The organism is Mycobacterium sp. SMC-16, assembly GCF_046250085.1.
GTDB classification, from domain to species: Bacteria; Actinomycetota; Actinomycetes; order Mycobacteriales; family Mycobacteriaceae; genus Mycobacterium; species Mycobacterium phocaicum.
Genome location: NZ_CP176427.1, coordinates 6004990 through 6028489 on the forward strand (window position 1 = coordinate 6004990; position 23500 = coordinate 6028489).

General features: G+C 64.9%; 20 protein-coding genes. 7 read left to right on the forward strand and 13 right to left on the reverse strand.

Annotated features, from left to right (window positions below; all coding sequences use genetic code 11):
• Positions 1–352 precede the first annotated feature (352 nt).
• The 9 genes from ACJEIK_RS29155 to rpsF all read right to left on the reverse strand — a co-directional run bounded on the left by ACJEIK_RS29155 (position 353) and on the right by rpsF (position 12361).
• A complete protein-coding gene (locus ACJEIK_RS29155) occupies positions 353–2947 on the reverse strand; it encodes a TniQ family protein (RefSeq protein ID WP_409430799.1) in 2595 nt (864 codons plus the stop codon).
• A 4-nt stretch (positions 2948–2951) separates the two neighbouring features.
• A complete protein-coding gene (locus ACJEIK_RS29160; protein WP_133428372.1) occupies positions 2952–4076 on the reverse strand; it encodes an AAA family ATPase in 1125 nt (374 codons plus the stop codon).
• A complete protein-coding gene (locus ACJEIK_RS29165) occupies positions 4076–6223 on the reverse strand; it encodes a Mu transposase C-terminal domain-containing protein (RefSeq protein WP_133428373.1) in 2148 nt (715 codons plus the stop codon). The genes ACJEIK_RS29160 and ACJEIK_RS29165 overlap by 1 nt, the downstream gene beginning before the upstream one ends.
• Positions 6220–6954 (reverse strand): TnsA-like heteromeric transposase endonuclease subunit, encoded by a 735-nt coding sequence (locus ACJEIK_RS29170; protein WP_237163075.1) that lies wholly within the window; start codon positions 6952–6954, stop codon positions 6220–6222. Before ACJEIK_RS29170 ends, ACJEIK_RS29165 begins: the two co-directional genes overlap by 4 nt.
• Positions 6955–7136: 182 nt before the next feature.
• Positions 7137–10199 carry a replicative DNA helicase gene (locus tag ACJEIK_RS29175; protein WP_409430800.1) on the reverse strand — a complete coding sequence of 1021 codons (3063 nt, stop codon included), beginning with the start codon at positions 10197–10199 and terminating at the stop codon, positions 7137–7139.
• 507 nt (positions 10200–10706) lie between these two features.
• A complete protein-coding gene (gene rplI / locus ACJEIK_RS29180; RefSeq protein ID WP_061003395.1) occupies positions 10707–11162 on the reverse strand; it encodes a 50S ribosomal protein L9 in 456 nt (151 codons plus the stop codon).
• A 15-nt stretch (positions 11163–11177) separates the two neighbouring features.
• The gene (gene rpsR, locus ACJEIK_RS29185) at positions 11178–11432 is read right to left on the reverse strand and encodes a 30S ribosomal protein S18 (protein ID WP_020099841.1); all 255 of its coding nucleotides are present in this window, start codon (positions 11430–11432) and stop codon (positions 11178–11180) included.
• 47 nt (positions 11433–11479) lie between these two features.
• Positions 11480–11989 (reverse strand): single-stranded DNA-binding protein, encoded by a 510-nt coding sequence (locus tag ACJEIK_RS29190; protein ID WP_064857464.1) that lies wholly within the window; start codon positions 11987–11989, stop codon positions 11480–11482.
• Positions 11990–12070: 81 nt separating this feature from the next.
• Positions 12071–12361 carry a 30S ribosomal protein S6 gene (rpsF, locus tag ACJEIK_RS29195; protein WP_020099843.1) on the reverse strand — a complete coding sequence of 97 codons (291 nt, stop codon included), beginning with the start codon at positions 12359–12361 and terminating at the stop codon, positions 12071–12073.
• 193 nt (positions 12362–12554) lie between these two features.
• On the opposite strand from rpsF, the gene ACJEIK_RS29200 reads away from it, so the two are divergent.
• The 3 genes from ACJEIK_RS29200 to ACJEIK_RS29210 all read left to right on the forward strand — a co-directional run bounded on the left by ACJEIK_RS29200 (position 12555) and on the right by ACJEIK_RS29210 (position 14600).
• Positions 12555–13205, forward strand: coding sequence for a hypothetical protein (locus ACJEIK_RS29200; protein WP_205848915.1), 651 nt, complete (start codon positions 12555–12557; stop codon positions 13203–13205).
• A 151-nt stretch (positions 13206–13356) separates the two neighbouring features.
• Positions 13357–13980, forward strand: coding sequence for a hypothetical protein (locus tag ACJEIK_RS29205; RefSeq protein ID WP_082934499.1), 624 nt, complete (start codon positions 13357–13359; stop codon positions 13978–13980).
• 29 nt (positions 13981–14009) lie between these two features.
• Positions 14010–14600 (forward strand): hypothetical protein, encoded by a 591-nt coding sequence (locus tag ACJEIK_RS29210; protein ID WP_064857461.1) that lies wholly within the window; start codon positions 14010–14012, stop codon positions 14598–14600.
• Positions 14601–14723: 123 nt separating this feature from the next.
• Here ACJEIK_RS29210 and ACJEIK_RS29215 read toward each other — a convergent pair whose 3' ends face one another.
• Genes ACJEIK_RS29215 through ACJEIK_RS29230 form a run of 4 tightly spaced genes read right to left on the reverse strand, consistent with a single transcriptional unit; the run spans position 14724 to position 19780 of the window.
• Positions 14724–15188 carry an SRPBCC family protein gene (locus ACJEIK_RS29215; protein WP_409430801.1) on the reverse strand — a complete coding sequence of 155 codons (465 nt, stop codon included), beginning with the start codon at positions 15186–15188 and terminating at the stop codon, positions 14724–14726.
• Between the two features lie 41 nt (positions 15189–15229).
• Positions 15230–16879 (reverse strand): glycosyltransferase family 87 protein, encoded by a 1650-nt coding sequence (locus tag ACJEIK_RS29220; protein WP_409430802.1) that lies wholly within the window; start codon positions 16877–16879, stop codon positions 15230–15232.
• Positions 16876–19344, reverse strand: coding sequence for a transglycosylase domain-containing protein (locus ACJEIK_RS29225; RefSeq protein ID WP_409430803.1), 2469 nt, complete (start codon positions 19342–19344; stop codon positions 16876–16878). The genes ACJEIK_RS29220 and ACJEIK_RS29225 overlap by 4 nt, the downstream gene beginning before the upstream one ends.
• 4 nt (positions 19345–19348) lie before the next feature.
• Complete coding sequence (locus ACJEIK_RS29230; RefSeq protein WP_020099850.1) at positions 19349–19780, reverse strand: DUF5318 domain-containing protein; 432 nt, start codon at positions 19778–19780, stop codon at positions 19349–19351.
• 144 nt (positions 19781–19924) lie between these two features.
• On the opposite strand from ACJEIK_RS29230, the gene ACJEIK_RS29235 reads away from it, so the two are divergent.
• From ACJEIK_RS29235 to ahpC, 4 genes are all read left to right on the forward strand, one after another.
• Positions 19925–20779, forward strand: coding sequence for a DUF1707 domain-containing protein (locus tag ACJEIK_RS29235; protein ID WP_082934498.1), 855 nt, complete (start codon positions 19925–19927; stop codon positions 20777–20779).
• A gap of 166 nt (positions 20780–20945) precedes the next feature.
• A complete protein-coding gene (locus ACJEIK_RS29240; protein ID WP_064857478.1) occupies positions 20946–21518 on the forward strand; it encodes a PadR family transcriptional regulator in 573 nt (190 codons plus the stop codon).
• A gap of 54 nt (positions 21519–21572) precedes the next feature.
• On the forward strand, positions 21573–22661 hold the full coding sequence (locus ACJEIK_RS29245) for an inositol-3-phosphate synthase (protein WP_061006189.1): 1089 nt from the start codon (positions 21573–21575) through the stop codon (positions 22659–22661).
• Positions 22662–22846: 185 nt separating this feature from the next.
• Positions 22847–23410 (forward strand): alkyl hydroperoxide reductase subunit C, encoded by a 564-nt coding sequence (gene ahpC / locus ACJEIK_RS29250; RefSeq protein WP_061006190.1) that lies wholly within the window; start codon positions 22847–22849, stop codon positions 23408–23410.
• Positions 23411–23500: the final 90 nt, after the last annotated feature.

A 23500-nucleotide genomic window follows, 5' to 3' on the forward strand; every position in this document is an offset into this window, starting at 1 on the left:
CGAGTCAACTGAACCCGGCGCAGTCCCCACCGTCGCCCGGTGCACCTCTGAGCAGTTGTCGGCTGGTTGGTCGCGGCCGCGCGTGGTGTGTGCGGCCATTCAATGTCAGTACGACTTAGATTGAAACAATGACCGCAAGTCGCGATGAGCTGCTCCGCCTGATCGACAGCATGCCCGACGACCAAGTGGATACCCTACTCGCGGACGCACGTCGGCTGTCCCGCGCAGCTCAAGCCACGCCGCGAGGGACCTGGCCCCCGAGGTTTGTAGGCATGATCAAGGATGGCCCTGACGTCGGATCGTCGCCGGAGTACACCGACTCGGTGTTAAGTCGGGGATTCGGCCGCGAACGTTAGTCGGACGTCTGCCTGAGGGATCTCAGCATCTGGATTCCATCGTCTGTGAGCTGCATTGCGCATCCATTCTCTGGACGAACGAGCAGTTGCATACCGAGTTCGCTTTCTAGGTACTTGATTCGGTTGATGAGGCTGATCGGGCGGACGCCAAGTTCTTGCGCGGCAACGGTAAGTGTCCGGTAACGAGCAGCACACGCGAATAGCTGCAGACGCTGCCATGTGCGGGTTCCGACGAGCGTGGAGTCGTGTTCCAGGGCGCTAGGGACATCGCGCTGGGCGGCGAGGCTTGCGCTGTGGCTCTGTCCACCTCGCCCGCGCAAGGGGATAGCGTGCGTCTTTGCCCAGCGGGCCATGCTGCTGGTGCTCATCCCGGCCTCACGTGCGAGGTCTGGGAGGGCCCGTCGTCCAGTGACGTACTGCTCGTAGAGCCAGTCGCGGTCTACCGGGTTTCTGGTGTGCCGACAGGGTTGCCGCACAGAGACCTCATAGTCGTGTGCGAGGCGGGCAATCGTCTGACGGCTGACTCCGACGTCGACGGCTATGTCCCGCAATGACATTCGCTGATCGTGATAGAGCTCGACGAAGCGTGAGCGGGGGAGCGCGCCCCGAGCGGCACAATACGCGGATGCGCTAGTCGGCGCAGCCTGGTCGGCGTCGACTGCGGACGAACTGGCAACGGCTGCTACCTGTAGGACGTGTCGCGCTGTGTCGAGGCTGGTGCCAATGAGCTTGGCGGCATTGCCGAGCGTCATCTGTTCGGCATTCACCAGATTGCGTAGTTCAGCGACATTCAGGTCGTCGGGATTAGGTCCAGGTAGCAGAAGGCCATCGAGGACGTTGGATGGTGGAGACCACACAGGCGGTTCGCCGAAAATGTCCATGTCGGACAGAAATTCCTGTGCGTGCCCATTGAGCGCAGCTGACAGTGCTGGGCTGAGGTGCTGCGGAAAGTTGGCGACTCTGCTTCGGAATGCGCTGTCATCGGCACCCCACGGTGCGGCCGCTGAGGGCAGTCCGCTGAGTTGTTCGAAAAGGTAACTGCGGGCGATCTTGGCCCGAGCAGTCCCCGCGCCAGGGGTGCCGGTGTCGCGACAGATCTGTGCCCACGTCGTGTCTGGTAGTAGCTGGCTGTAGTTGAGGCGTCGGCGCAGCTGGTAGTCGATGGGTACGTTTTCGGTGGCCAGGCGTTCGGCCATTCGGATGAGTCCGGCTCGAATGTCGGGCCAGCGCTCGTGGTCTTCGAGGAGCTGGAGCACGCGCGATACCGCCTGGCCGCTGATGGGGCAGTCGACTATTCGCGCCGCGTCGTCCAGACTGAGCCGGCTATGGACGAGCAGAAGCGCAACGGCGAGCGCGGGCCGTAGTTGGCGCTGATGGCATTTCGGAATCGAGAATCGCAATGACCAGGCCGGCCACAGCATGGGCGGCAGTCGTTTGGCCAGGATGGTGCTGTGTTCGTCGGAGGGCGCGGGATGCGTCGGCATCGGTGTGCCGATGCGGTAACGCAGTTGGTCGCTGGGGTTGAGTAGAGGTCCCAGCGCGGCGAGTTGGGCTCCGACGAGTGCGGCGGAGATGCCCTTTCCCCAACCAATGTTTGTTGCTGTCACAGACAATCCCTGGTCCCGCGAGGATTGCACTAACCAGCGCAGCGCCTCCCCGGCGCCGGCGACACTCACGTGATCAAGCACGTTCAGCGCGGCGACCACGCCGACCGCCGCACTTGCAGCGGGCGTCGGCACCACCTGTCTCGGGTCTCGGCTGGGTCCACGTCGGGAGGAAGGCCGGCGGATCGGGCCACGGTAGACGGCGAGCAGGTCAGCGGGGATGACGGCTTCGAGATCGCGTGGTGTGGCATAAGCCAACACGCGTCCGGCGACGGCCCGAATGTCGGCGAGGACGCTGGCGCGTGGCTGGGTGTGCGCGTTGTAGAGACCGAATCTTGGTGTCGCCGTGGCGATAATGGCATTGACGGTTTGTTGCGCCTTTATCACGGGGTGTTCGATTCTGAAGATGGAGACCCTCGCGTGTGAGAGGTCGGCCCCGCACCGTTTGGGTGAGCGACCGAGCGCTGACGTTGCCGGGTTGGAGCAACGTCCTAGTTGGGGGATGGTCTCTTTGATATGTGCCCGCCCACGCTGCACACCGCCGCATTCTGGGCAGGCATGCGCGAGCAAGCAATGGTGCTTGATGCAGACGAATGTCCAGCCCAGCCGCCAATCGAGGTTCCATCTCCCACCGGTCTCTTCTAAGCACGCCGGGCAAAAGCCCGATCCGGTCGGTGTGCTCCACGGCAGGTACCGTTCTGCGACATACAACCGTCGATCGAGATGCACGGCATCATCGGCGTAGCGGTGCAGCGTCATGCGATTGAGCGTGGCCGATGAAACGCCCGTCACCGCGCTGACCGTCTCGATCTCGGTGGAACTCAGCCCTACCATCCACCAGGCTGCGGTTGTCTGCGGGTGTGTAGCGAGGCCGACCGCCTGAAGAAGGTCTCCGAATGCCGTGTGCGTGCGATGCGCAAGCGCTTCGAGCCAGGAATCGAGGGCTTCACCATCAATCGGGTTGACGCGGATCGGCAAGGTACGCAAACGGTTACCCTGCCTTACCGATTCGAGTCGTCAACCGCCGCGCCTGAAATGCGATCTCCAGTTCCTGACGGGCTTTCTCCGACGCCGCATCGTTCTTGACGCGATCCATCAATTCGCGGGAAAGGACTTCAGCCCCGGTCCGAACGGCGCGTTGACAGCCCCGATTGATCAACGTCATGAGCGATCCGATATGCCCGGTACTACGCGCAAACAGGTAGTCCGAAAGCTCGTCGACGAGCATGCCGGGATGGTGGTCGGCCAGCACGATCCGCTGCTCCAGGGCGAGCAGGAGTTGGCGCCACTGACGGCGACCTTCGTCCCCTTCGATGGTGAACGGCCTCATATCGAGGTTTGTTGTCCGCCTACCGGTTTGAGCGATTACGGCGTCTTCGTAGAAATGGCCTTCGGAGAACAGGCCGCGAGCTGCCAGACCGACGCCGACGAAGATCAGAGTGACGGGGAACTCGTTGGCGATGTATTTGAAATGGTTGCTGATCTCCACCCCGACTGTGTTGCGCCAGCGGAGAAAGTGCAGATCATCGACGATGAGCAACTTGGTCTCGCAGCTCAGGACGTTGTCCAATGCTCGATAGGCGTAGTCAGCTGCCTTGCCCCGTGTGACCCCTGGATGGGCGTAAAAGCCGAGCATCGCCTTATTGAATTCGACCATCCCAGTATTGCCGGTCAACCCCACTCGGCACACCGGCCAACGCTCGTGGCCCGCATTGGTTTCGGTTCCCTGCTCGTTGATTTCGCGACGATGGAACTTCTTGGCGAAATCCAGCACCGAAGTGGTCTTCCCGAGTCCGGGAAAGGCATCGATCGCCACCGCGCCTTTGGCTTTGTCGCCGTCCTGGGCGTTGCTGTCGACGATGTCCCACAGGTCCTCATGCAGGGCGGCGAGCTGCGGCGTTTTGATCGGGCCAAGATTGGCGTGCCACTCGCGGCGCTGCCGGTTGTAGTCGGCGAAGGCCGCTTCGCCCAGCGCCTCAAGTTGGCTGCGGGTCAGTGGCTCCGGTGGGATACGGGCGGCGGTGTTTACGAATCGCTGCCAGCCCTCCTTGCGTGCCAACGTGAGATTGTCCAGCCGGGCCTCGGTCTGCTGCTGTGCGTGGTTCTTCGTGGCCATCACGCGTCCTCCAGCGCGTCGGCGTAGAAGTCGCTCACGTAGTCGTCGAGTTCGTCCTCGGTGTCGTCATCACCGGTCTCGGGATCGGGTACATCAGGCGTGTCCGCATCCTCATCGGCGGGAGCATCGGCTGTGGCCATCACGCGGGCTACTGACGGCAGGGTGCCAACCTCGTTCAGCGCAGCACTCTGGTCGATCAGTGTGTCTTCGCGGGACAGCCGCAACGCCATCCGCCGTTCCGCCAGCGTGGAGCCCAACCCGAGGTTCCACCGCTCCAACAGATCGGTGACCGCAAGTCGATCATCGGGGTAGGTGTACTTTGAAGCGGCGAGCTTACGTGCGAATTGCAGCGCATCCTGGCTCAGCGGCATCTCCATCGACGGTGCGTGTTCCCACATCAACGTGTGCCACTTGCGGGTCTCCGGATCGCGGAAGTAGGCGCGGGTGACGTCGTCGGGGTCGTAGTGAATAGGCCAGCCCCCCTTGGCTTTTCCCTTATACGGGCTGGCCACATTGCGGTAAGGGCTCAATGACATGCCGTTGTACCGGCGACCACCCAAATCCACCCCGTAGTGCTGCACCTTGCGGAACTCGGCTTTCAGGAACTCGTACGCCAAATCGGGATCACGTGGCGCCTCGATGTAGCCGGCGCGAGCAATGCCGTGTTCAAACATCTGTGCCGGGGACATACGTAGCCCTGGCACATGCGGATCGACGAGACTGTCATGCGGTCGGCGGTGATACTCCACTGCCACCCACTCACGGATGATCGCTTCCAACTCGTCAAGATAGAAGAACGCCTCCGACTCCGGGTCGAGTCCTCGCGAGTGAATATCTGGACCCTTGTATCCGGGGAGGATTTGGAGCAGGTCTTCGCGAATCGTGCGAAAGAATCTCTCCACTGGCCCTTTGTCTCGGCCTGTTCGTAGTCGGGCCGGCTGGATCGAAATCCCGAGCCGCTGACAGACACTCGTCATATGCTCGGACACGTAAATTTTGCCGTGATCGATCACCACGGTCTCGGGCACGATCGCCGGGCCCGCTGCGCCGACGAACGCGCCGTCAACCGCCTGCACGTCAATCAGAACGGACCTCGGCACACCATGTTCGGGCCACACCGCATGCGTCGGCCAGTTCTTGCCGGCTGGCCGTGGCCGATAAGACTGATACAGGACTGCAGCCGCATCCACTGACTTCGTCGACACCGGTGTCAACCGAATCCCGGTGACGCAGCGGGTATACCAGTCCATACCGATCGTCAACTCCGCCTGCACCCACCGCAACGTAATCGGATCCATCGCAAAGACGTCCAGGCGCGTGGTGTCCATCAGCATGTACTCGCCGGGCCTGGTCGGGCGGAGCTTTCCGTATAACCCGTCTGGACGGTCGGCGATGTCGCGGTTGCGTTTCGTACTCAACCGGAAGGTCGGGTACCGCCTTTCTAGCTCGGCAAGAACACGAAATGCTGTTGCACGCGAAGGGACTTCAACGACCCCTTCGCCAAAACGAGCGACAATCCGCGCGTTGGTTCGCTTGATGACCATCGTTTGCGACGGCCGGGATTGGTCTGCGTGCTCGACCATCACCTCAACTGCCGTCTCAGTCCACCGAGAGTCGACGTTCGCACCCGGGCCAGCACCCGCGCGATCGTGCGTCGGCGCAAGTCCCGCCTCACCGCTCTTCTGGAATTGCTGCACCCAACGCTCGATCGAGCGCACCCCAGCACCAAGCTCACGCGCTTTGCTCGCGTAACGTCTCGACAGCGGGACATCGCCTCGGTACTCCGACCGCGGCTCCCCGGGGAGCGCCAATTCCTTACTACCCGAACGGAACCCAGTCAGCACCTCACGGACGTGCGCCGCTCGGTCGATCACCTCGTTACGCTCATCGCCGCTCAGCTGAGCAAGAACAACCCCGGCCGGCTCGAAGTCGTCATCACCTGTCGGCCCGTCCCGTTCGGGGATAACTCGCGTGGCCCCAGACGTGAGGAGTTCGTTGAAGCTCGCACGGATGAGGGCTTGCTTCGACGTACATTTCAACACGACGTCCATGCCCGTCCGGCCAGCGTGGATCTCAACGATCTCGACCAGCTCCCCGTCGTGCACAAGTCGTGTGCCTACACCGATCCGAACCGCAGCTGAACTCATGCTGGTCTCCTCAGTTCCGTTCGTCCGCTAAGCGGCGCGCTCAGATCGATCAGCAGCTCTTGGCGCCAAACAAGGTGCAGCAGGCTCGATTTGACGTGTTGGACCGGTTCATCCGGCAGACACTTGAGCGCGTCTGCGAGTGTCAGGCCGTCCAGATCCTTCCCCCGCACTCGTGTCAGGAGCTCAGACCGGAATAGCCAGTTGCGCCGGTATCCCGATAAGAAGCGGACATTCTGCAGTTCCGCAGCGATGGGCTCGGTCGCCACCTCGTAACGCCAGCCTTTCGCCTCAACCAGCTCGCGGGTCCACTCGAACGTGAAGGCCACCTCGGGATCGGCCAGACGACGGGCTGGCTTCACGTCCACGACAACAGGGCCGGTATTCGTGACCAATAGAAAGTCTGGGACGTGCTTGCGTAGCTTGCGGTCGACCGACGCTCGTAGCAGAAATGGTTGGGCGACGATGTTCTGCACACTCGTATCAAAGTCGGCAAATAGCAAGCGCGCCAACTCAAGTCGCGATTCGTAGATGACGTGGTTACCGATGGTGCTCGACCAGTAGGTACCCGAGTAGTGCTTCTGTCCGCGGTGCCACCGAAAGGTCCGCCACGGCGCCGCATTGGCAAGTTCGTCGATCCCTGCCGCAGTCCACTCTCGTGCCACTTCACTCAGGTCGTCTGCACGTCGGTATGAGACAGAGACACTCGACGCCTTGTCTCCACTGCGGCCCATGGCGATCACCTCGGCCCTGCAATCGGATCAGACTGCTTTGGTGACCTGATCGTGACATGGCTGTCGGCGCAGACATCGGATTGAACAACCCGCGTGTCTCACCAATTTGGCGGATCCGCCATCACTCCGCCATCATCCGTGAGATCCCGCCACGTTCCGTGAGAACCTACAGTGCGTGACCCTTACCGCGCCATATTCGTAAACCGCGAGAAGTGAAGCTGGTGTGCCACAGTGATATTCGCGGTCGGGCCGTTACGGTGCTTACCCAGGATGATGTCGGCTTCACCGCCGCGCGGGTCATCGCGGTCGATGGAGTCCGGGCGGTGCAGGAGCATGACCATGTCGGCGTCCTGCTCGAGACTATTATGCATAGTTATGCAGTTAGCTACAAAATTATGCGTCCCTGTCACGGTGCCGTCGTAGACATCATGCTTGCCAATGCTCGTGATCTCGACGATCTCGTCCCAGAACACATCGTTCGTGGCGAGGTCGTGCAGCTCACGATCATCCAAAGCTGCTGCGATGCGGTGAACTTTGTCCCGACCAGGCGAAGTCTTCCAACGATCTTCGCACGCAACGACATTCGTCGCGAGCTTGAGATCGCGATTCGTCCAGCCCTTCGCAGCCATCTTTGATCGCACGACATCCCACACCGCGGGCGGAAGGGTGTCACTTCCCGGCCGCCCAGTCCGCTTCTTCAACTCGAGAAAAACTTCACGAGCCTTATCCCCACGGGCGCCGTGCACCCCGATCTTCGTCACGAATGCGATCTGGTTGTCGGCGCGGTCGACGTAGACGTGCCAGCAGTCGCGATAGCCAGCTTTCTTGACCCGTGCGATCCGCCCAAGTACCCCCACGCGCAACAGCAACTGCACGACATCATCCGCCAGCTGCCTGCTTGTCGTCGCGTAGTAAATGCGACCAATTCCGACCTTCGCGTCCCAGCGCACCGAGCCATCCGTCGCCCACAGGTGCCGCAGGAACAGCGCGACCTGATCGTTGGGCAGCGCGAAAACCTCTTTGGGAACGAACTTTTCGTAACTGCGCTTCCCGAAGAGCCCCAGCTTGTCCAGCCACGCCGCAATTGGGTTCCGCTTGCCGTGCGTAAGCCGGTATGGCGCGGGCAGTCGAAGCGTTGTCACGCGAGCCACAGCGTATTCGTCGCGAATCGGCGTCACACCGAAGTGCCACGCAGCGACGGACACCGCGGCCAGGTTTTCCTCATCGATCGACGCGTAGCGGACCGGCTGGCGCTTCACGCACGAGCCGTCACCGATCATGTGCGCGAGCATGATGACCTCGGACTCGTCCATGCGCTCGGTGTGCACGGGCTCGGGCACCCGCCGCGGCACGGCAAGACGATCGCCGACAGCCAAGTCGCCCAAGGAAACCCAGCCGTCGAGCGTCATGAACGGGTGGTTGGCGGTGGCCTCGACCTGACGCCCGGAAGCCAGGCGCAGCACGAAGACTTCCTTGTGCCCGCTGTAGAACACATTGGTCATGGGCCGGGCGACCATGCGCTTGCGGTCATCGAGCGACCACACCAGCGGCCGCTCCCCGGTCGCCATCAGCTCACCGAAGGTGACCTCGGCGCCGGTGTCGGCGCGCAGGATGCGCGTCGAGGCCGTCAGGCAGCCGGACTCACGAAGGTCCGACACCTGCGGGCGCTTGTCGGTGCGCTGTTCGGGACCACGGTTGAGCTGAGAAATAGCGACCACGGGGACCTCGAGTTCCTTGGCCATCAGCTTCAGCGACCGCGAGAACTCCGAGACTTCCTGCTGCCGGGACTCGAACTTCTTGCCCGAGGTCATCAGCTGCATGTAGTCCACGACGATGAGCCGCAGGTTGGCCTTCTGGTGCAGACGGCGGGCCTTGGCCCGGATCTCCATCATGGTCAGGTTCGGTGAGTCGTCGATGTAGAGCGGCGCCTCGGAGATCTCGCTCATGCGGCGGGCCAGCTTGGTCCAGTCGTCGTCGCTCATGCGGCCCGAGCGCATGTCACCGAGCTTGATCTTCGCTTCGGCCGAGAGCAGTCGCATGACGATCTCGGTCTTGCTCATTTCCAGCGAGAAGATGACGCTGGCCTGCTGGTGCTTGATGGAGCAGGACCGCATGAAGTCCAGCCCGATCGTCGAGTTGTGCGTGGGCACCATCGAGCGGCCGGCCAGGTACAGGTGGGCCGGGTTGTCGACCTCGACACAGCGCACCGGCACCGAATCCACCCGGCGCACATCGGTGATCGTCACGGGGCGGGTGAGCACGGCCAACCCGCCGGCGGTCAGTGCCGGCTCGAGCCGGTCCGCTCCCGGCCGCAGAGTCGCGGTGGTGACGATGCCGCGGCCCGTCGGCCACTGGTGCGACGCATCGGCCACGATCGTGGTGCCGTCCGACAGGTCGATCTCGTAGCAGGGCCGCTCCTCCAGCACCGGAGTCGCGGCGATGACACGGGTGGCCCGGCCGTTGGCGTCGATCAGCTCGTCGCCGACCGAGACGTCACCCATCGTGGTCCAGCCGCCCGGCGTGGGCAGTGGGGTGTCGAGCGCCAGCGCCTTACCGACACCGGGGCGCGCGGCCACGATGATCATCTGGCCGGGGTGCAGACCGTTGGTGATCTCGTCGAGTTCGGTGAAGCCGGTCGGGATGCCACGCGAGATACCGCCCTGCGACGCGATGGCGTCGATCTCGTCCATGGTGGGCTGCAGCAGCTCCTCCAGGACGGTGAAATCCTCGCTGCTGCGGGTCTGGGTGACGTCGTAGATCTCGGCCTGGGCGCGATCCACGAGATCGGCCACATCGGCGCCCTCGGTGCCCGCGTAGCCGTACTGCACGACGCGCGTGCCGGCCTCGACGAGGCGGCGCAGCGTGGCCTTCTCGGCGACGATGCCGGCGTAGAAGCCGGCGTTGGCGGCGGTGGGCACGGTGGAGATCAGAGTGTGCAGATACGGCGCGCCGCCGATGCGCTTGAGCAGACCCCGGCGGTCGAGTTCCGCGGCCACGGTGACGGCGTCAGCGGGCTCCCCACGGCCGTACAGGTCGAGGATCGCGTCGTAGATGTTCTGGTGCGCCGGGCGGTAGAAGTCTCCGGGACGCAGGCGCTCCAGGACGTCGGCGACGGCGTCCTTGGACAGCAACATGCCACCCAGCACCGACTGCTCGGCAGCCATGTCCTGCGGCGGTTGACGGCCGAAATCCTCGCTGGGCGGCTCATCCATGTCGGAACGACCCAGGTCGTCAGCGACAGCCACGAAGCGCTCCCCCTCCCGAAAATCGATATGAAACGAATGTTCGAACGAGCTACTTGTGACCGTACTTCACCCCGCCGACAGACCGGGCTCGCAAGCCCGCTCACCTGCCGCGCGACGCATCACGTTAGGCGTTGCTGGAGCGTCCCGAAACCACCCCTGTTGATAACCCTGGGGATGAAATGTGGAAAGACGTGGACAACGATGTTGACGGGTTGGGGAGAACTTGTGGAATACCCGCGGGTAAATTCCCAACCTTGCTGGTCAAGGGCCTATATATCCCCTATGAGCCTGTGTATGGGAATTGGTGCGGCGTGTCGTGCCGGGTAGCCATCTCGGGCGTGTTGTGTTGCGTGCGCGTGGCAGAAAGGGGCCGCGCAGGTTAACAGCCGGCGTAGATCACTGTTTGCAGATTGGCCTAAAAAATTCGCCGGTTGTCAACAGAAAACGCCCGGGCGAAGTCAAAGATTGACTCCACCCGGGCGTTCTGCTGTTTGAGCTACCGCGTGCCTATCCGGCGACGACAGCCAGCGACACCGGCACGTTGACCGACGGGTGCAGACGCACCGCGATCTTGTGGGTGCCGACCGACTTGATGTGCGCCTTGGGCAGCTCGACGGTGCGCTTGTCGAGGTTCGGGCCACCGGCCTTCTTGATCGCGGCGACGACGTCGCCCGCGGTCACCGAACCGAACAGCTTGCCGCTGTCGGCACCGGCCTTGACGGCCAGCGACACGGGGCCGAGGGCCTCGATCGCCTGCTTCAGCTCGTTGGCGTGGTCCAGGTCGCGAACCGTCTTGGCGTCACGCGCGCGACGGATCTCGTTGGCCTGACGCTCGGCACCACGGCTGGCCACGATGGCCAGGCCGCGGGGCAGCAGGTAGTTACGGCCGTAGCCGTCGCGAACCTCGACGGTGTCGCCGGCCGAACCCAGGTGGTCGACCTCAGTGGTCAGAATGAGCTTCATGTTTCTCAGTCCTCCCTATCGAGTCGACGAGCTGAACGGGAGCAACGCAACCTCGCGGGCGTTCTTCACGGCGATGGCGATGTCGCGCTGGTGCTGCACGCAGTTACCGGTGACGCGACGGGCACGGATCTTGCCGCGCTCGCTGATGTAGGTCCGGAGCAGTCCGGTGTCCTTGTAATCGATGGTCTGCGCCTTCTTGGAGCAGAACACGCACTTGCGGGTCTTGACCGGCTTTTCCGGCGCCGGACGCCGCTTGGTGGCCTTGGCCATGTCTTTCTCTTTCTGGGTCTAGCTGGTTGCCCAGCCAATTACGTGGATCAGAAGGGCGGCTCGTCGTCGGCGCCGCCGAACGAACCCGAAGCCGGGGCGCTGCCCCACGGGTCGTCGGCCGGAGCGCCGCCACCAGCGGACTGACGGGAACCCCCGCCGCCTCCGCCGAAGCCGCCACCGCCTCCGCCACTGCGGTTGGCCTTGTTCACCTTCGCCGTCGCGTACCGCAGGGACGGGCCGATCTCGTCGACCTCGACCTCCATCACGGTGCGCTTCTCACCCTCGCGGGTCTCGAACGAGCGCTGCTTCAGCCGGCCGGTCACGATGACACGCGACCCCCGGGTCAGGCTCTCGGCGACGTTCTCGGCCGCCTCGCGCCAGATGTTGCAGCGGAGGAACAGCGCCTCCCCGTCCTTCCACTCATTGCTCTGCCGGTCGAACATCCGCGGCGTCGAGGCCACGGTGAAGTTCGCAACAGCAGCACCGGACGGCGTGAAACGCAGCTCCGGGTCAGCGGTCAGGTTTCCGATAACGGTGATGGTGGTGTCACCAGCCACGAGATCCTCCTGGGACGGATTGGGTGAATTAGGCGCGAGCCTACGCAAGGCCCGCGACAAATCCGCAGAGCTTCGGTGCTTCTAGTGCTTGTCGGTCCGCAGGACCTTGGTACGCAACACCGACTCGTTCAGGTTCAGCTGACGGTCGAGCTCGTTGACCGTGGCCGGTTCGGCCTTCAGGTCGACAACCGCGTAGATGCCTTCACCGTGCTTGGCGATCTCGTAAGCCAGCCGGCGACGGCCCCAGATGTCCACCTTTTCGACGCTGCCCCCGTCTTTGCGGACGACGTTCAGGAACGTCTCCAGCGACGGAGCTACGGTGCGCTCGTCAAGTGTGGGGTCGAGAATGACCATGATTTCGTATGGACGCATGTGGAACCCATCACCTCCTATGGTCGTATCGGCCACGGCGTGTTCCGTGGCAGGAGGGTCGCCTGCGTCGGCAACCGGGTTAGGCTACCCGAAGAGCCCCTGAGCTGCGAAATCGGCGCCCAGAAGAGCCGACCTGACGGGGCCGTCAAGATCGCTAGGCTGGGTCCAAGATCATTGTCGGCGAGGGGGACGCATGACGTATCCGCAGGGGCCTTACGGCCAGGGTTTCCCGGGGCAGCCCGGTTACCCGCAGCAGCCGGGGTATCCACAGGGCTACCCGTCCCAGCCCGGCTACCAGCAGGGATACCCGCAGGCGGGCGGTTTTCCGGGTGCCTCTCCGAGCGGTTTTCCGCCCGCACCCGTGCCGCCCGCGTCGACCGGCGGGGTCGGTGGGGTCATCGCGGGCGTGCTGGCGATCATGGGCGGACTGCTGCATGGCTGCCTCGGTGCCATGGCTTTGGTGGAGTCCCTCACGAAAGAACCGGGCCCCTTCGCAACCCGCTCTCCGGCACACGTCGGCCACCTGTTCCTTGGGATCTCGGTCATCGGCGGTCTGCTCATCCTGGTCGGCGGCTTCATGCTGCTGTCGCGCAAGCCGGCCAGTCGCTGGCTCATCGGCGTCGGATGCGTGCCGATCTTCGCGTTCGGGCTGGGAGCCTTCTTGGGCGCAAATGCGGACGGGGATAGCACTGTAGGGGCGGTGATCACCGTCCCGATCGTGATCTTCTCAGTGGCGACCGTCGTGTTGACCTTCCTGCCCTCGACCACCCGATGGATTCAGGCGAAGCGCGCTCCCGTTGCGCCGCAATACTTTCCGCAATACCCGCCGCCATATCAGCGCTGAGGTGGGCGGCCGGTGTGGACTGCGAATCCACGCGCACGGCTACTCGAACTTTCGCGGCGTCAGTTCACAGTCGATGCAAAAGCCTTCTGCGACCCCGGTATACGCGACCCGCCGATAGGCTGGCTTCACCGTTTGTCAGCGAGGGGGACGCATGACGTATCCGCAGGGGCCGTACGGCCAAGGGATTCCGGGGCAGCCCGGGTACCCCCAGCATCCGGGGTATCCGCAGGGGTATCCGGCCCAGCCGGTCTACCCACAGCCGGGCGGCTATCCGGGTGGGTTTCCGCCCATGCCAGCCGCGGCGCCCGGCGGCGGCACGGCAATCACCGCGGGTGTGCTGGCACTGCTCGGCGGGTTGACGCACTTCTTCGGCGGGGTCGCCCAGGCGCTCGGACTGTCCGCCATGATGCACGACTCGGCTGCCGACGTCGGCTGGGGAAGCCTGATAACCATCGTGACGCTCAACATCATCGCTGGGGCGCTGATGTTGCCGGGAGCGCTGACGCTGCTGCTGCGCAAGCAGGTCGGCCGCTGGCTGATCGCCGCAGGTAGCGGCATTTCCATTCTCAGCGCCCTGATCAACATCACGTCGACGCCCGATTCGTTCGGCGAGTATTCCTATAGCCGCGGTATCGGCGGCGACGTCGTGGGCATTTTCTTCGCTATCGCGACCATCGCGCTGGCCCTGGTGCCGTCGACCACGACGTGGCTGGCTGCCAAGAAGAACCCCATTGCACCCCAGTACTTTCCGCCGTACCCGCCGTACCAGGGCTGAGTGGACGGGCCCGGCGCCAGAGGGAAAACATGACGTATCCGCAGTACCCGCAGCCAGGCGCCTACCCCGTCCCGCCGGCGGCACCAGCCCAGCCGAGGGGCGGCACCGCGATCACCGCCGGCGTGCTGGCGGCGCTGGGCGGATTGCTCAGCCTCGGCATCACCGCGGTCTCGCTGTTCTTCCTGATCGTCATCGCATCGATCGGCAGCAACTTCGACCGCTCTGATGTCGAATTCCTCGACAGCATCTTCGGCGTTCTGGCCATCGGACTGGTCGCCGTGGTGATCATCGCGCTCGTGCTGGGCACGCTGCTGAGCGTGTTGCTCATCGCCGGCGCAGTGCTGCTCTTCCGGCGCAAGATGCTCGGCCGGTGGCTCGTGGTCAGTGGCTGCGCGGTGGCCATCGTGAGCAACCTGATGACCTCCGTCTTCACCACCGCCGTGACGTCGGACGACTGGTACTCGCCCGAAGGTGTCGTCAGCGCCCTTCTGGGCCTGGCATTCCCGATCATCACGATGGTCCTGGCATTGCTGCCGTCGACCACCGCGTGGATCAGGGCGGAGCAGGGTCGGGCTGTGCCGCAGCACTTTCCGCAGTACCCGCCGTCGTACCAGGGCTGAGTTCGAGAGAGCTCTCCTCTGGACATGTTCGATCCCGAGCCGTCAACTTTCATTGACCGTCAAGGCAAGTTGACGGCTCCAGATCGAAGTTGCCAAGGGAGAGAGCGACGTACGCCGCGAAACCTAGGCCTCGGCCGTCTTCTTGATCGCCGCCAGCGTCAGCGGGATGCCTTCTTTCGCGTACTTCGTCCGGAGCGCGATCTGCGCGTCGGCGTCGTCGGACCAGCGCTCGTGGAAGCCCGCGATGCCGGCCGGCAGGAACTCCCACGACTGCGTCAGTCGCGTGCCACCGTCGGCGGGATCCAGCGTGAAGCCCCAGCGCACCCAACCGCCGTTGACCTCCCAGAAGAACTCGCGGCCGGGCTCGGCGACGACCACCTGGCTGCGGGTCTCCCAGGTTCGGTCACCGGTTTCGTTGCGGCCCTTGAACCAGGCGCCGGCCACCGGGCCGCCGTCCTCGTCCTCCCACCAGCACTCTTTGCACTGCGGGCTCCACTGCCCCATCTTGGTCACATCGGACACCAGGGCGTAGAGGGTCTCGGGGTCGGTATCGATGACAACGGAATCGGAGAACGTCAGGTCGGTCACGCCCTCGACCCTGCCACCACGCGCGACGGAACGCAGCCCATTTATGCCGTGGGCGCAAGCTCCGGTTCCGGGTCGGGATCGGGTTCGGCGACGGCGATCGGGCGGGGCCGGAGCCGGGCGGGCAACCAGCGCGGCGGATCGTCGTCGGCCTCGTCGAACACGCCGCCGGACGGATCGTCCACGCGGCCACCCCAGCGGACCAGATCCAGCTCTGGCCGGTAGATGGCACGAATCACCAACGCGCACAGGCCGATCACCGCGATGTCGCGCAGCAGCACCGTGGTGGTGAAGAACTGCTCGGGCAGCCCGAGCTTGGGATCGCCGTACAGGTACAGCATTCGGGGAATCCAGATCAGCGCATCGATGGTCATCCACGCCAACAGGATTCGGCGATGCGGCAGCGCCAGCGCGGCCAGCGGCACCAGCCACAGCGAGTACTGCGGGCTCCACACCTTGTTGGTCAGCAGGAACGCCGCGACGACCAGGAATGCCAGCTGCGCCAGCCGCGGCCGCTGCGGCGCCGTCCACGCGACGTAAGCGATTGCCGCACAACACAAGACGAACAGCAACGCGGTGACGGTGTTGAGGACCGTCGGCGGTTCCCAGAACCCGAGATTGGTGTCGAACCCGCCCCAGCCGGTGAACGACTTCACGACGTTGTAGAGCGAGTCCATGTCGTCGCCGCGGCGGGTGTTGAGCCGGAAGAACTCCGACCACCCGCGCGGGAACATCACCATGATCGGCAGGTTCACCGCGATCCACGTGACCAGCGCGGTGATCGCCGTCTTGGCCACCGGCCGCCACTTGCCGGTCCGCACCGCGAGCATCGCCAGCGGGATCAGCAACAGCAGCGGATACAGCTTCAGGGCCACCCCGACCCCGATGAGCACACCGGCCACCACCGGTTTCCGGCGCGACCAGGCGAGCATGGCGCCGGCCGCACATGCCGTCGCGAGCGCGTCGAAGTTGGTGAACGCCTGGAAGATCAGGATCGGCGACCCGGCCACCACGGCGGCGTCCCACGGCCGCCGGCCGGACATTCGCATGGTTGCCCAGACGGTGGCCATCCAGGCCAGCGCGAGCCCGAACGCCGAGATGTTGAAGAACATGATCACCTCGGCGACCACCGGCATCCGGACCAGCTTGGACAGTGCCGTGTAGGTCTTGGCCACCGACATCGCCGCGTACTGGTACATGCCGGTCAGCACCGGATACTCCATGTAGCGGATCGCGCGGGTGCCGTCGTACTGGACGCGCGGCTTCTGGGTGCTGTCGGTCTCGATCCAGCTGGACTTGTACGGGAACTTGCCAAGGTTCAGCAGCTCCGCCGTGTACAGCGGCACGGTGTCCGAGTAGCAGAACTCGTAATAGGCGCGTTGGTTCTGCCAGTTGGCAACCCGCTGATCGGCGGTCCCGGTGCCGGTCGTCACCAGGCACGGCGCCTTGGTGGTGTAGCCCAGCCCGAGGAAGACCAGCGCGATGATCAGCATCACCCGGAACGGCGTGAGGAACGGCGCCCGGCCGATCATGGCGTGCCGGCCCACCGGTCCGCCGACGACCCCGGACAGCGCCGCACCCATGACGTCGGTCCGGCTGGGCAGGTCGCGATCGTCGGCGCTGCGCAGGTCCCGGGCCAAGCGGGCCGGCGAGACCGTCGGGACGCCGGACTCGTCTGGTTCGTCGACCGTCACGGCGGCGGCGGGGGGCCAGGCTGGTTCGGGTCACCACCGGCCGGAGGCGGGGGCGCATCCTGGTGCGGGGCAACCTGCATCGTGGTCGGCGGCCCGAACGGGATCGTGATGCCCGGCGCGATGACGAGCGTCGGCTGGACCACGGTCTCCGATGGCGCGCCCGGCATGGGCGCCTGCGGGTCATCGGGCGCCGGCGGCTTGATCACCGGTGCCTGCGGCACACCCGCGTAGCCGCCGATGGCCGTCGGCTTCGGGAACGACTCGTTGTCGGTGCCCTTCAGCGCACCGTCCATCGTGGATTTCCAGATGTCCGACGGCAGGCCCGAGCCGTACACCGGCCCGCCGCCCTTGTTGACCAGCGGCTGCGTCCCGGCCGTCGTACCGACCCACACCGCGGTGGACAGCGACGGCGTGTAGCCGACCATCCACGCGTCGCGGTTGGCGCCCGTGTCACCGAGCTGCACGGTGCCCGTCTTCGACGCGGACGGACGCCCACCGGCCAGGTTATGCCCGCGCGAGTAGCCGGCGATGGGCTGCATCGCCGAGGTCACGTTGTCGGCGACGGCCTTCGGGATCCGCTGCTCGCCCGAGTTGTCCTGGGATGTCGCGTCGAACAGCACCTGCCCGTCGCCGTTGACGACCTTCTGCACGAAGTGCGGCTTGTGGTACTCGCCGGACGCCGCCAGCGTCGCGTACGCGGACGCCATGTCCAGCGCACGGCTCTGGTACTGACCCAGCACGACGCCGTTGTTGGGCGGGCCGCCCTTGCCGTCCTCGGACAGCGTGTGCTCGACGCCCGGGAAGCTGTCGGCGACACCGGCCTTGTGCGCGGCGTCGGCGACATCCTGCGCGCCGTGCTTGAGCTTGAGCATCAACCGGTAATAGCTGGTGTTGAGCGACCGCTTGAGCGCCTCGGCGATGCTGCAGGTGCCGCAGCCCTCGCCCTCGACGTTGGTGATGTTGATGCCGTTGACCGTCACCGGCGAGCTGTCGATCTGGTAACCCAGCCCGATGCCCTGCTCGAGGGCCGCCACCAACGCGAAGACCTTGAACGACGAACCTGTCGGCAGACCGGCCTGCGCGAAGTCGAAGCCGTTGGCGTCGGAGCCGCCGTAGTAGGCCTTGATGCCACCGGTGTGCGGGTCGACCGACACCACCGCCGCGCGCATGTCATCGGCCTGGCCGTCCAGGTACTTCGATACCGCGTCCTCGGCCGCCGATTGCGCCTTCGGGTCGATGGTCGTGGTGACCTGCAGCCCCTCGGTGTTCAGCGCCTGCTCGTTGATGTTGAAGATGCTCTGCAGCTCCTTCATCACCTGCCGCTGGATGAGACCGTTGGGTCCCTCGGTCTGGTTCGCCTGCCGCGCCTGCTCCGGCGGCACCGTGGCCGGGAACTTCTGCTGGGCGCGGTCCTCCTTCGACAACGCGCCCATGGTCACCATGCCGTCGAGCACCCAGTTCCAGCGCTCGGCGGCGCCCTCCGGGTCGACGGCCGGGTCCAGGGTCGACGGCCGCTGGATCAGTGCCGCGAGCAGTGCGCCCTCGGCCACGTCGAGTTGCTCGACCGGTTTGCCGAAGTACGCCTTCGACGCCGCGCCGATGCCATAGGTGCCGCGGCCGAAATAGATGATGTTCAGGTACGACTGCAGCACTTCGTCTTTCGACCACTGCCGCGACATCTTGGTGGCGATCACCAGCTCCTTGGCCTTACGGACCAAGCCGCCCACGCCGGAGCGGGCGTCACCGACCAACGCGTTCTTCACGTACTGCTGCGTGATGGTCGACCCGCCCTGCAGGTCACCACCGAAGATGTTGTTCTTGAACGCCCGCGCGAAGCCGGAGAACGAGAAGCCCGGGTTGGTGTAGAAGTCCCGGTCCTCGGCGGCCATCACCGCGTTGCGGACGTGCACCGGGATCTGGTCGATGTTGACATCGACGCGGTTGCCTTCCGGCGGCACGAACTTCGCGAGCTCGCTACCGTCGCTGGCCAGGATGGTCGACACCTGGTTGGTCCGGATGTCGCCCGGCTTGGGGATGTCGACGATGAGGTACGCCATCGCGAACGTGACGATCGGCAGCACCAACAACACCACGGCGCCCGCGTAACAGAGCCGGCGGAACACCTTCCAGTTCCACTTGAACTGCGGCAACTTCGGACCGCCGGAGTTACCACCACTTCCGCCGCCGGTCCGCGGGGGCGGCGGAGGCGGCGACTTCGGTGGCGGGTTCATGCCCGCGCCCATGCCGACCGGAGCCTGGCCCGGCCGCTTGGTGCCGTCGAGCGCTGCCTTCACGGCGTCGATCGGATCCCGCAGCCGCGCATCGTCGGCCTTGCCGACGGGCGGCAGGATCATGGTGCGCCGGTCGTCCGGCGGCACGGGTCCGGGGCGTCCTTGCGGAGCGCCGGCGCCCGGTCCTCTGGTCGCGTCGTTGTCCGATCGGCTGTGGCGCCCAGCCCCACTCATTCCGTCACTCACTGGCGGTGCGCGCTTTCGAGCGCGCCGCGCGGGTGCCACGAGGCTTCGCCGCCTTCGGGGGACTCGGCGTCCCTAATACATATGACTTGACCAAATGATTCCAACTGCAAGTGCGGCATACCTCCACCACGTGAACCGCGAATTCGTCGAATTTGGCCGCCAGCAGGACGAGCTCTTCGGTGCTGCGGGCCGAACCCGACACCGCTCCGAGATGATCACCGAAGACCCACGACACCAATGTCAGCGGTTCTTTCCGGCAGATCGGGCACATCACCGAACTGGTACGACCATGAAATTTTGCTGCGCGCAGCAGGTAGGGGTTGGCGTCACACACCTCGGTGACGCCGGTACGGCCCGAGTAGACCTCGGCCAGCAGCGACCTGCGCCGGAGCGCATAGTCGACCACCTGCCGCTGCAATCGCACGTTGACCAGAGTACGTCGGGCACCTGAGCGCCGACGCGTGATGGCGCGCATGTAGCCGGGTTGTAGCCGGCTCGATAGGTGCAGCGGTAAACGGCTTGTGGCCGGGCTCACGCGCGCGCACCACCTGACCTTTACGCTTTCCCGGTGGCCACCGCAGCGACCCGGGCGAAAGACAGCGACCGCAACGACACCTGCCAGATCCTGGACACGGCACTGGCCGACGGCCAGCTGTCCGCCGAGGAGCACCGGCAGCGCGTCGCGGCGGCGACCCGGGCCGTCACGCTCGGCGAACTGCGCTCGCTGGTAACCGATCTGCAGACCGCGAACTCGTCGGTCAAACTGCCGCCGTTGAAGACCGGCGCGGGCCGCGCGGTGCGGTCGACCGGCTGGGGCATCCTGGCCGCCGGCGCCGCGGTGATGCTCGTGGTCGGTATCGCCATCGGCTGGGGCTTCTACGCCGCGCCCGGCCAGTCCCCGCTGACTGCCGCCGAAGACCCGGGTGCCAAGCCCGACGGCGTCGCTCCCGTGGTGCTCACCCCGCCGCGCCAGCTGCAGTCGCTCGGCGGGCTGACCGGACTGTTCACCCAGATGAAGAAGAAGTTCGGCGATACCACCGGCTACGAGCTGACCATCTACCCGGACTACGCGATCCTCGAGCGCCCCGACCCGGGCGAACCCCGCCGGGTGCTGCGGTACGACTACCGCGGCGGCTGGGACGACCCCGACACCACGACGGTGAGCAGTGACGAACGCGTCGTCGACCTCGGGAAGTTCAACTTCGAGAAGATCACCGGAATCCTGCACGGCGCGCCCGAGACGCTGGGCATCAAGCGTAACGAGATCAACACCGTCTACCTGATCTTCAAGGCCAGCAAGGACACCACCGCCCCGCCGGACACCGTCGCGATCTCGATCTATGTATCCGGGAAGTTCAACAACAGCGGCTACATCGAGATGGATCCCGAAGGCAATACCAAGCGCATCAACTACCCCGGCTGATTCGCCCCCTGTTCGGCCGGTGTTGACGGCCGCATCCAGCGCCGTTCATCTCCGTATGCGGCGTCGATTGGCCGCGTATATATCGGCGCGATACTATGGCGCGAGGTGTTGAAGCGTCCTAGCGCTCAATATGCGAGTCCGTCAATTCATGTCGGGAGGTGACACTGTGCTGGAGCTGGCCATCCTGGGGCTTCTGCTGGAGTCCCCCATGCACGGCTATGAGCTGCGCAAACGGCTGACCGGACTGCTCGGCGCGTTCCGGGCGTTCTCGTACGGCTCGCTGTACCCGGCGCTGCGTCGCATGCAGGCCGACGGCCTGATCGTCGAAGACGCGGCACCGCTCGGTGCGACGAAGGTGCGTCGCGCCCGTCGCGTCTACCAACTCACCGACGCCGGCAAGCAACGGTTCACCGAACTCGTCGCCGACACCGGCCCCCAGAACTACACCGATGACGGATTCGGTGTGCACTTGGCGTTCTTCAACCGGACTCCCGCCGAGGCCAGGATGCGAATCCTGGAAGGTCGGCGGCGTCAGGTCGAGGAACGTCGCGAAGGTCTGCGCGAGGCGATCGCACGGGCCAGCAGTTCACTCGACCGCTACACCCGGCAGCTGCATCAGCTCGGGCTCGAGTCCAGTGAGCGCGAAGTGAAATGGCTCAACGAGCTGATTGCTGCCGAACGCGTGGCAACTGCCGGACCGACGGTGCCGCCGTCACAAGGCCACGCCGACCAAACCTGAGCGCACGCGCCCCCGGGTGAATGCACTGAAAGAGTAGGAAAAGGAGACCGTCACATGTCTGAGTCGAACGAGGTTCGCGTCGCAATCGTCGGCGTAGGCAACTGCGCGGCGTCGCTCGTCCAGGGCGTGCAGTACTACCAGGACGCCGACGAGAGTTCGACCGTCCCGGGCCTGATGCACGTCAAGTTCGGGCAGTACCACGTGCGCGACGTGAAGTTCGTCGCCGCGTTCGACGTGGACGCCAAGAAGGTCGGCTTCGACCTCTCCGAGGCCATCGGCGCCTCCGAGAACAACACCATCAAGATCGCCGACGTGCCGCCGACCGACGTCATCGTGCAGCGCGGCCCGACCCTGGACGGCATCGGCAAGTACTACGCCGACACCATCGAGGTCTCCGACGCCGAGCCCGTCGACGTGGTCAAGGCCCTCAAGGACGCGAAGGTCGACGTCCTGGTCTCCTACCTGCCCGTCGGTTCCGAAGAGGCCGACAAGTTCTACGCCCAGTGCGCCATCGACGCCAAGGTCGCGTTCGTCAACGCCCTGCCCGTGTTCATCGCTTCGGACCCGGTGTGGGCCAAGAAGTTCGAGGACGCCGGCGTGCCGATCGTCGGTGACGACATCAAGAGCCAGGTCGGCGCCACCATCACCCACCGCGTGATGGCCAAGCTGTTCGAGGACCGCGGCGTCACGCTGGACCGCACCTACCAGCTGAACGTCGGCGGCAACATGGACTTCAAGAACATGCTCGAGCGCGAGCGCCTGGAGTCCAAGAAGGTCTCGAAGACGCAGGCCGTCACCTCGAACCTGACCGGCTCGCTGGCCGACAAGGTCTACGACAAGAACGTGCACATCGGCCCGTCGGACTACGTCGCGTGGCTCGACGACCGCAAGTGGGCGTACGTGCGCCTCGAGGGCCGCGCCTTCGGTGACGTGCCGCTGAACCTGGAGTACAAGCTCGAGGTGTGGGACTCCCCCAACTCGGCCGGCATCATCATCGACGCCGTGCGCGCCGCCAAGATCGCCAAGGACCGCGGCCTCGGTGGCCCGATCCTGCCGGCCTCGGCCTACCTGATGAAGAGCCCGCCGGTGCAGGTCGCCGACGACCTCGCCCGCCAGCAGCTGGAAACCTTCATCGAGGGGTAAATATCGACGTCAGAGTGGGCGGCCAGGTGAAACCTGGTCGCCCACTTGGCGTTTGGGGCATCGGAACCGCCGGCCCGGGTTTGTGAGACTGACCACAACTCGCCTTCAAACTGGATCGAGTCCAGAAAAAGCGACTAGTGTGGGGACTCGTAACAGACATCCGATAAACCCGAAGAGAGGTTCTCGTGGCCCTGATCAACAAGCAGATCAAGCCGTTCACCGCGACCGCATACAAGAACGGCACCTTCATCCCCGTGTCGGACGCCGACATCAAGGGCAAGTGGGCCATCTTCTTCTTCTACCCGGCCGACTTCACCTTCGTGTGCCCGACCGAGCTCGGCGACCTCGCCGACCACTACGAGGAGCTGCAGCGCCTCGGTGTCGAGGTGTTCTCGGTGTCCACCGACACCCACTTCACCCACAAGGCGTGGCACGACTCGTCCGACACCATCGGCAAGATCCAGTACGCCATGATCGGCGACCCGACCCTGCAGATCAGCACCAACTTCGAGGTGCTGCGTGAGGACCAGGGCCTGGCCGACCGCGGCACGTTCCTGGTCGACCCCGACGGCGTCGTCCAGTTCACCGAGGTCACCGCCGAGGGCATCGGCCGCAACGCCGCCGAACTGGTCCGCAAGGTCAAGGCCGCCCAGTACGTGCGCAACCACCCGGGCGAGGTCTGCCCGGCCAAGTGGGAAGAGGGCGAAGAGACCCTGGCCCCGTCGCTGGAACTCGTCGGCAAGATCTAGTTCCGCACTGCTGATGACGGTACGGGCCTGGTCCACCCGGGCCCGTACCGCTCACCAGAACTGCTTCACCCCAACATCTTTCGGGCCGCA

Coding starts and splice junctions, on each gene's coding strand:
- rpsR (WP_020099841.1), bottom strand. CDS start 11,432: ATGGCCAAGGCCACCAAGCGGCGTCCGGCGCCGGAAAAGCCGGTCAAG.
- ACJEIK_RS29245 (WP_061006189.1), top strand. CDS start 21,573: ATGTCTGAGTCGAACGAGGTTCGCGTCGCAATCGTCGGCGTAGGCAAC.
- ACJEIK_RS29170 (WP_237163075.1), bottom strand. CDS start 6,954: ATGGGCCGCAGTGGAGACAAGGCGTCGAGTGTCTCTGTCTCATACCGA.
- ACJEIK_RS29225 (WP_409430803.1), bottom strand. CDS start 19,344: ATGAGTGGGGCTGGGCGCCACAGCCGATCGGACAACGACGCGACCAGA.
- ACJEIK_RS29205 (WP_082934499.1), top strand. CDS start 13,357: ATGACGTATCCGCAGGGGCCGTACGGCCAAGGGATTCCGGGGCAGCCC.
- rplI (WP_061003395.1), bottom strand. CDS start 11,162: ATGAAGCTCATTCTGACCACTGAGGTCGACCACCTGGGTTCGGCCGGC.
- ACJEIK_RS29200 (WP_205848915.1), top strand. CDS start 12,555: ATGACGTATCCGCAGGGGCCTTACGGCCAGGGTTTCCCGGGGCAGCCC.
- ACJEIK_RS29160 (WP_133428372.1), bottom strand. CDS start 4,076: ATGGCCACGAAGAACCACGCACAGCAGCAGACCGAGGCCCGGCTGGAC.
- ACJEIK_RS29165 (WP_133428373.1), bottom strand. CDS start 6,223: ATGAGTTCAGCTGCGGTTCGGATCGGTGTAGGCACACGACTTGTGCAC.
- ACJEIK_RS29210 (WP_064857461.1), top strand. CDS start 14,010: ATGACGTATCCGCAGTACCCGCAGCCAGGCGCCTACCCCGTCCCGCCG.
- rpsF (WP_020099843.1), bottom strand. CDS start 12,361: ATGCGTCCATACGAAATCATGGTCATTCTCGACCCCACACTTGACGAG.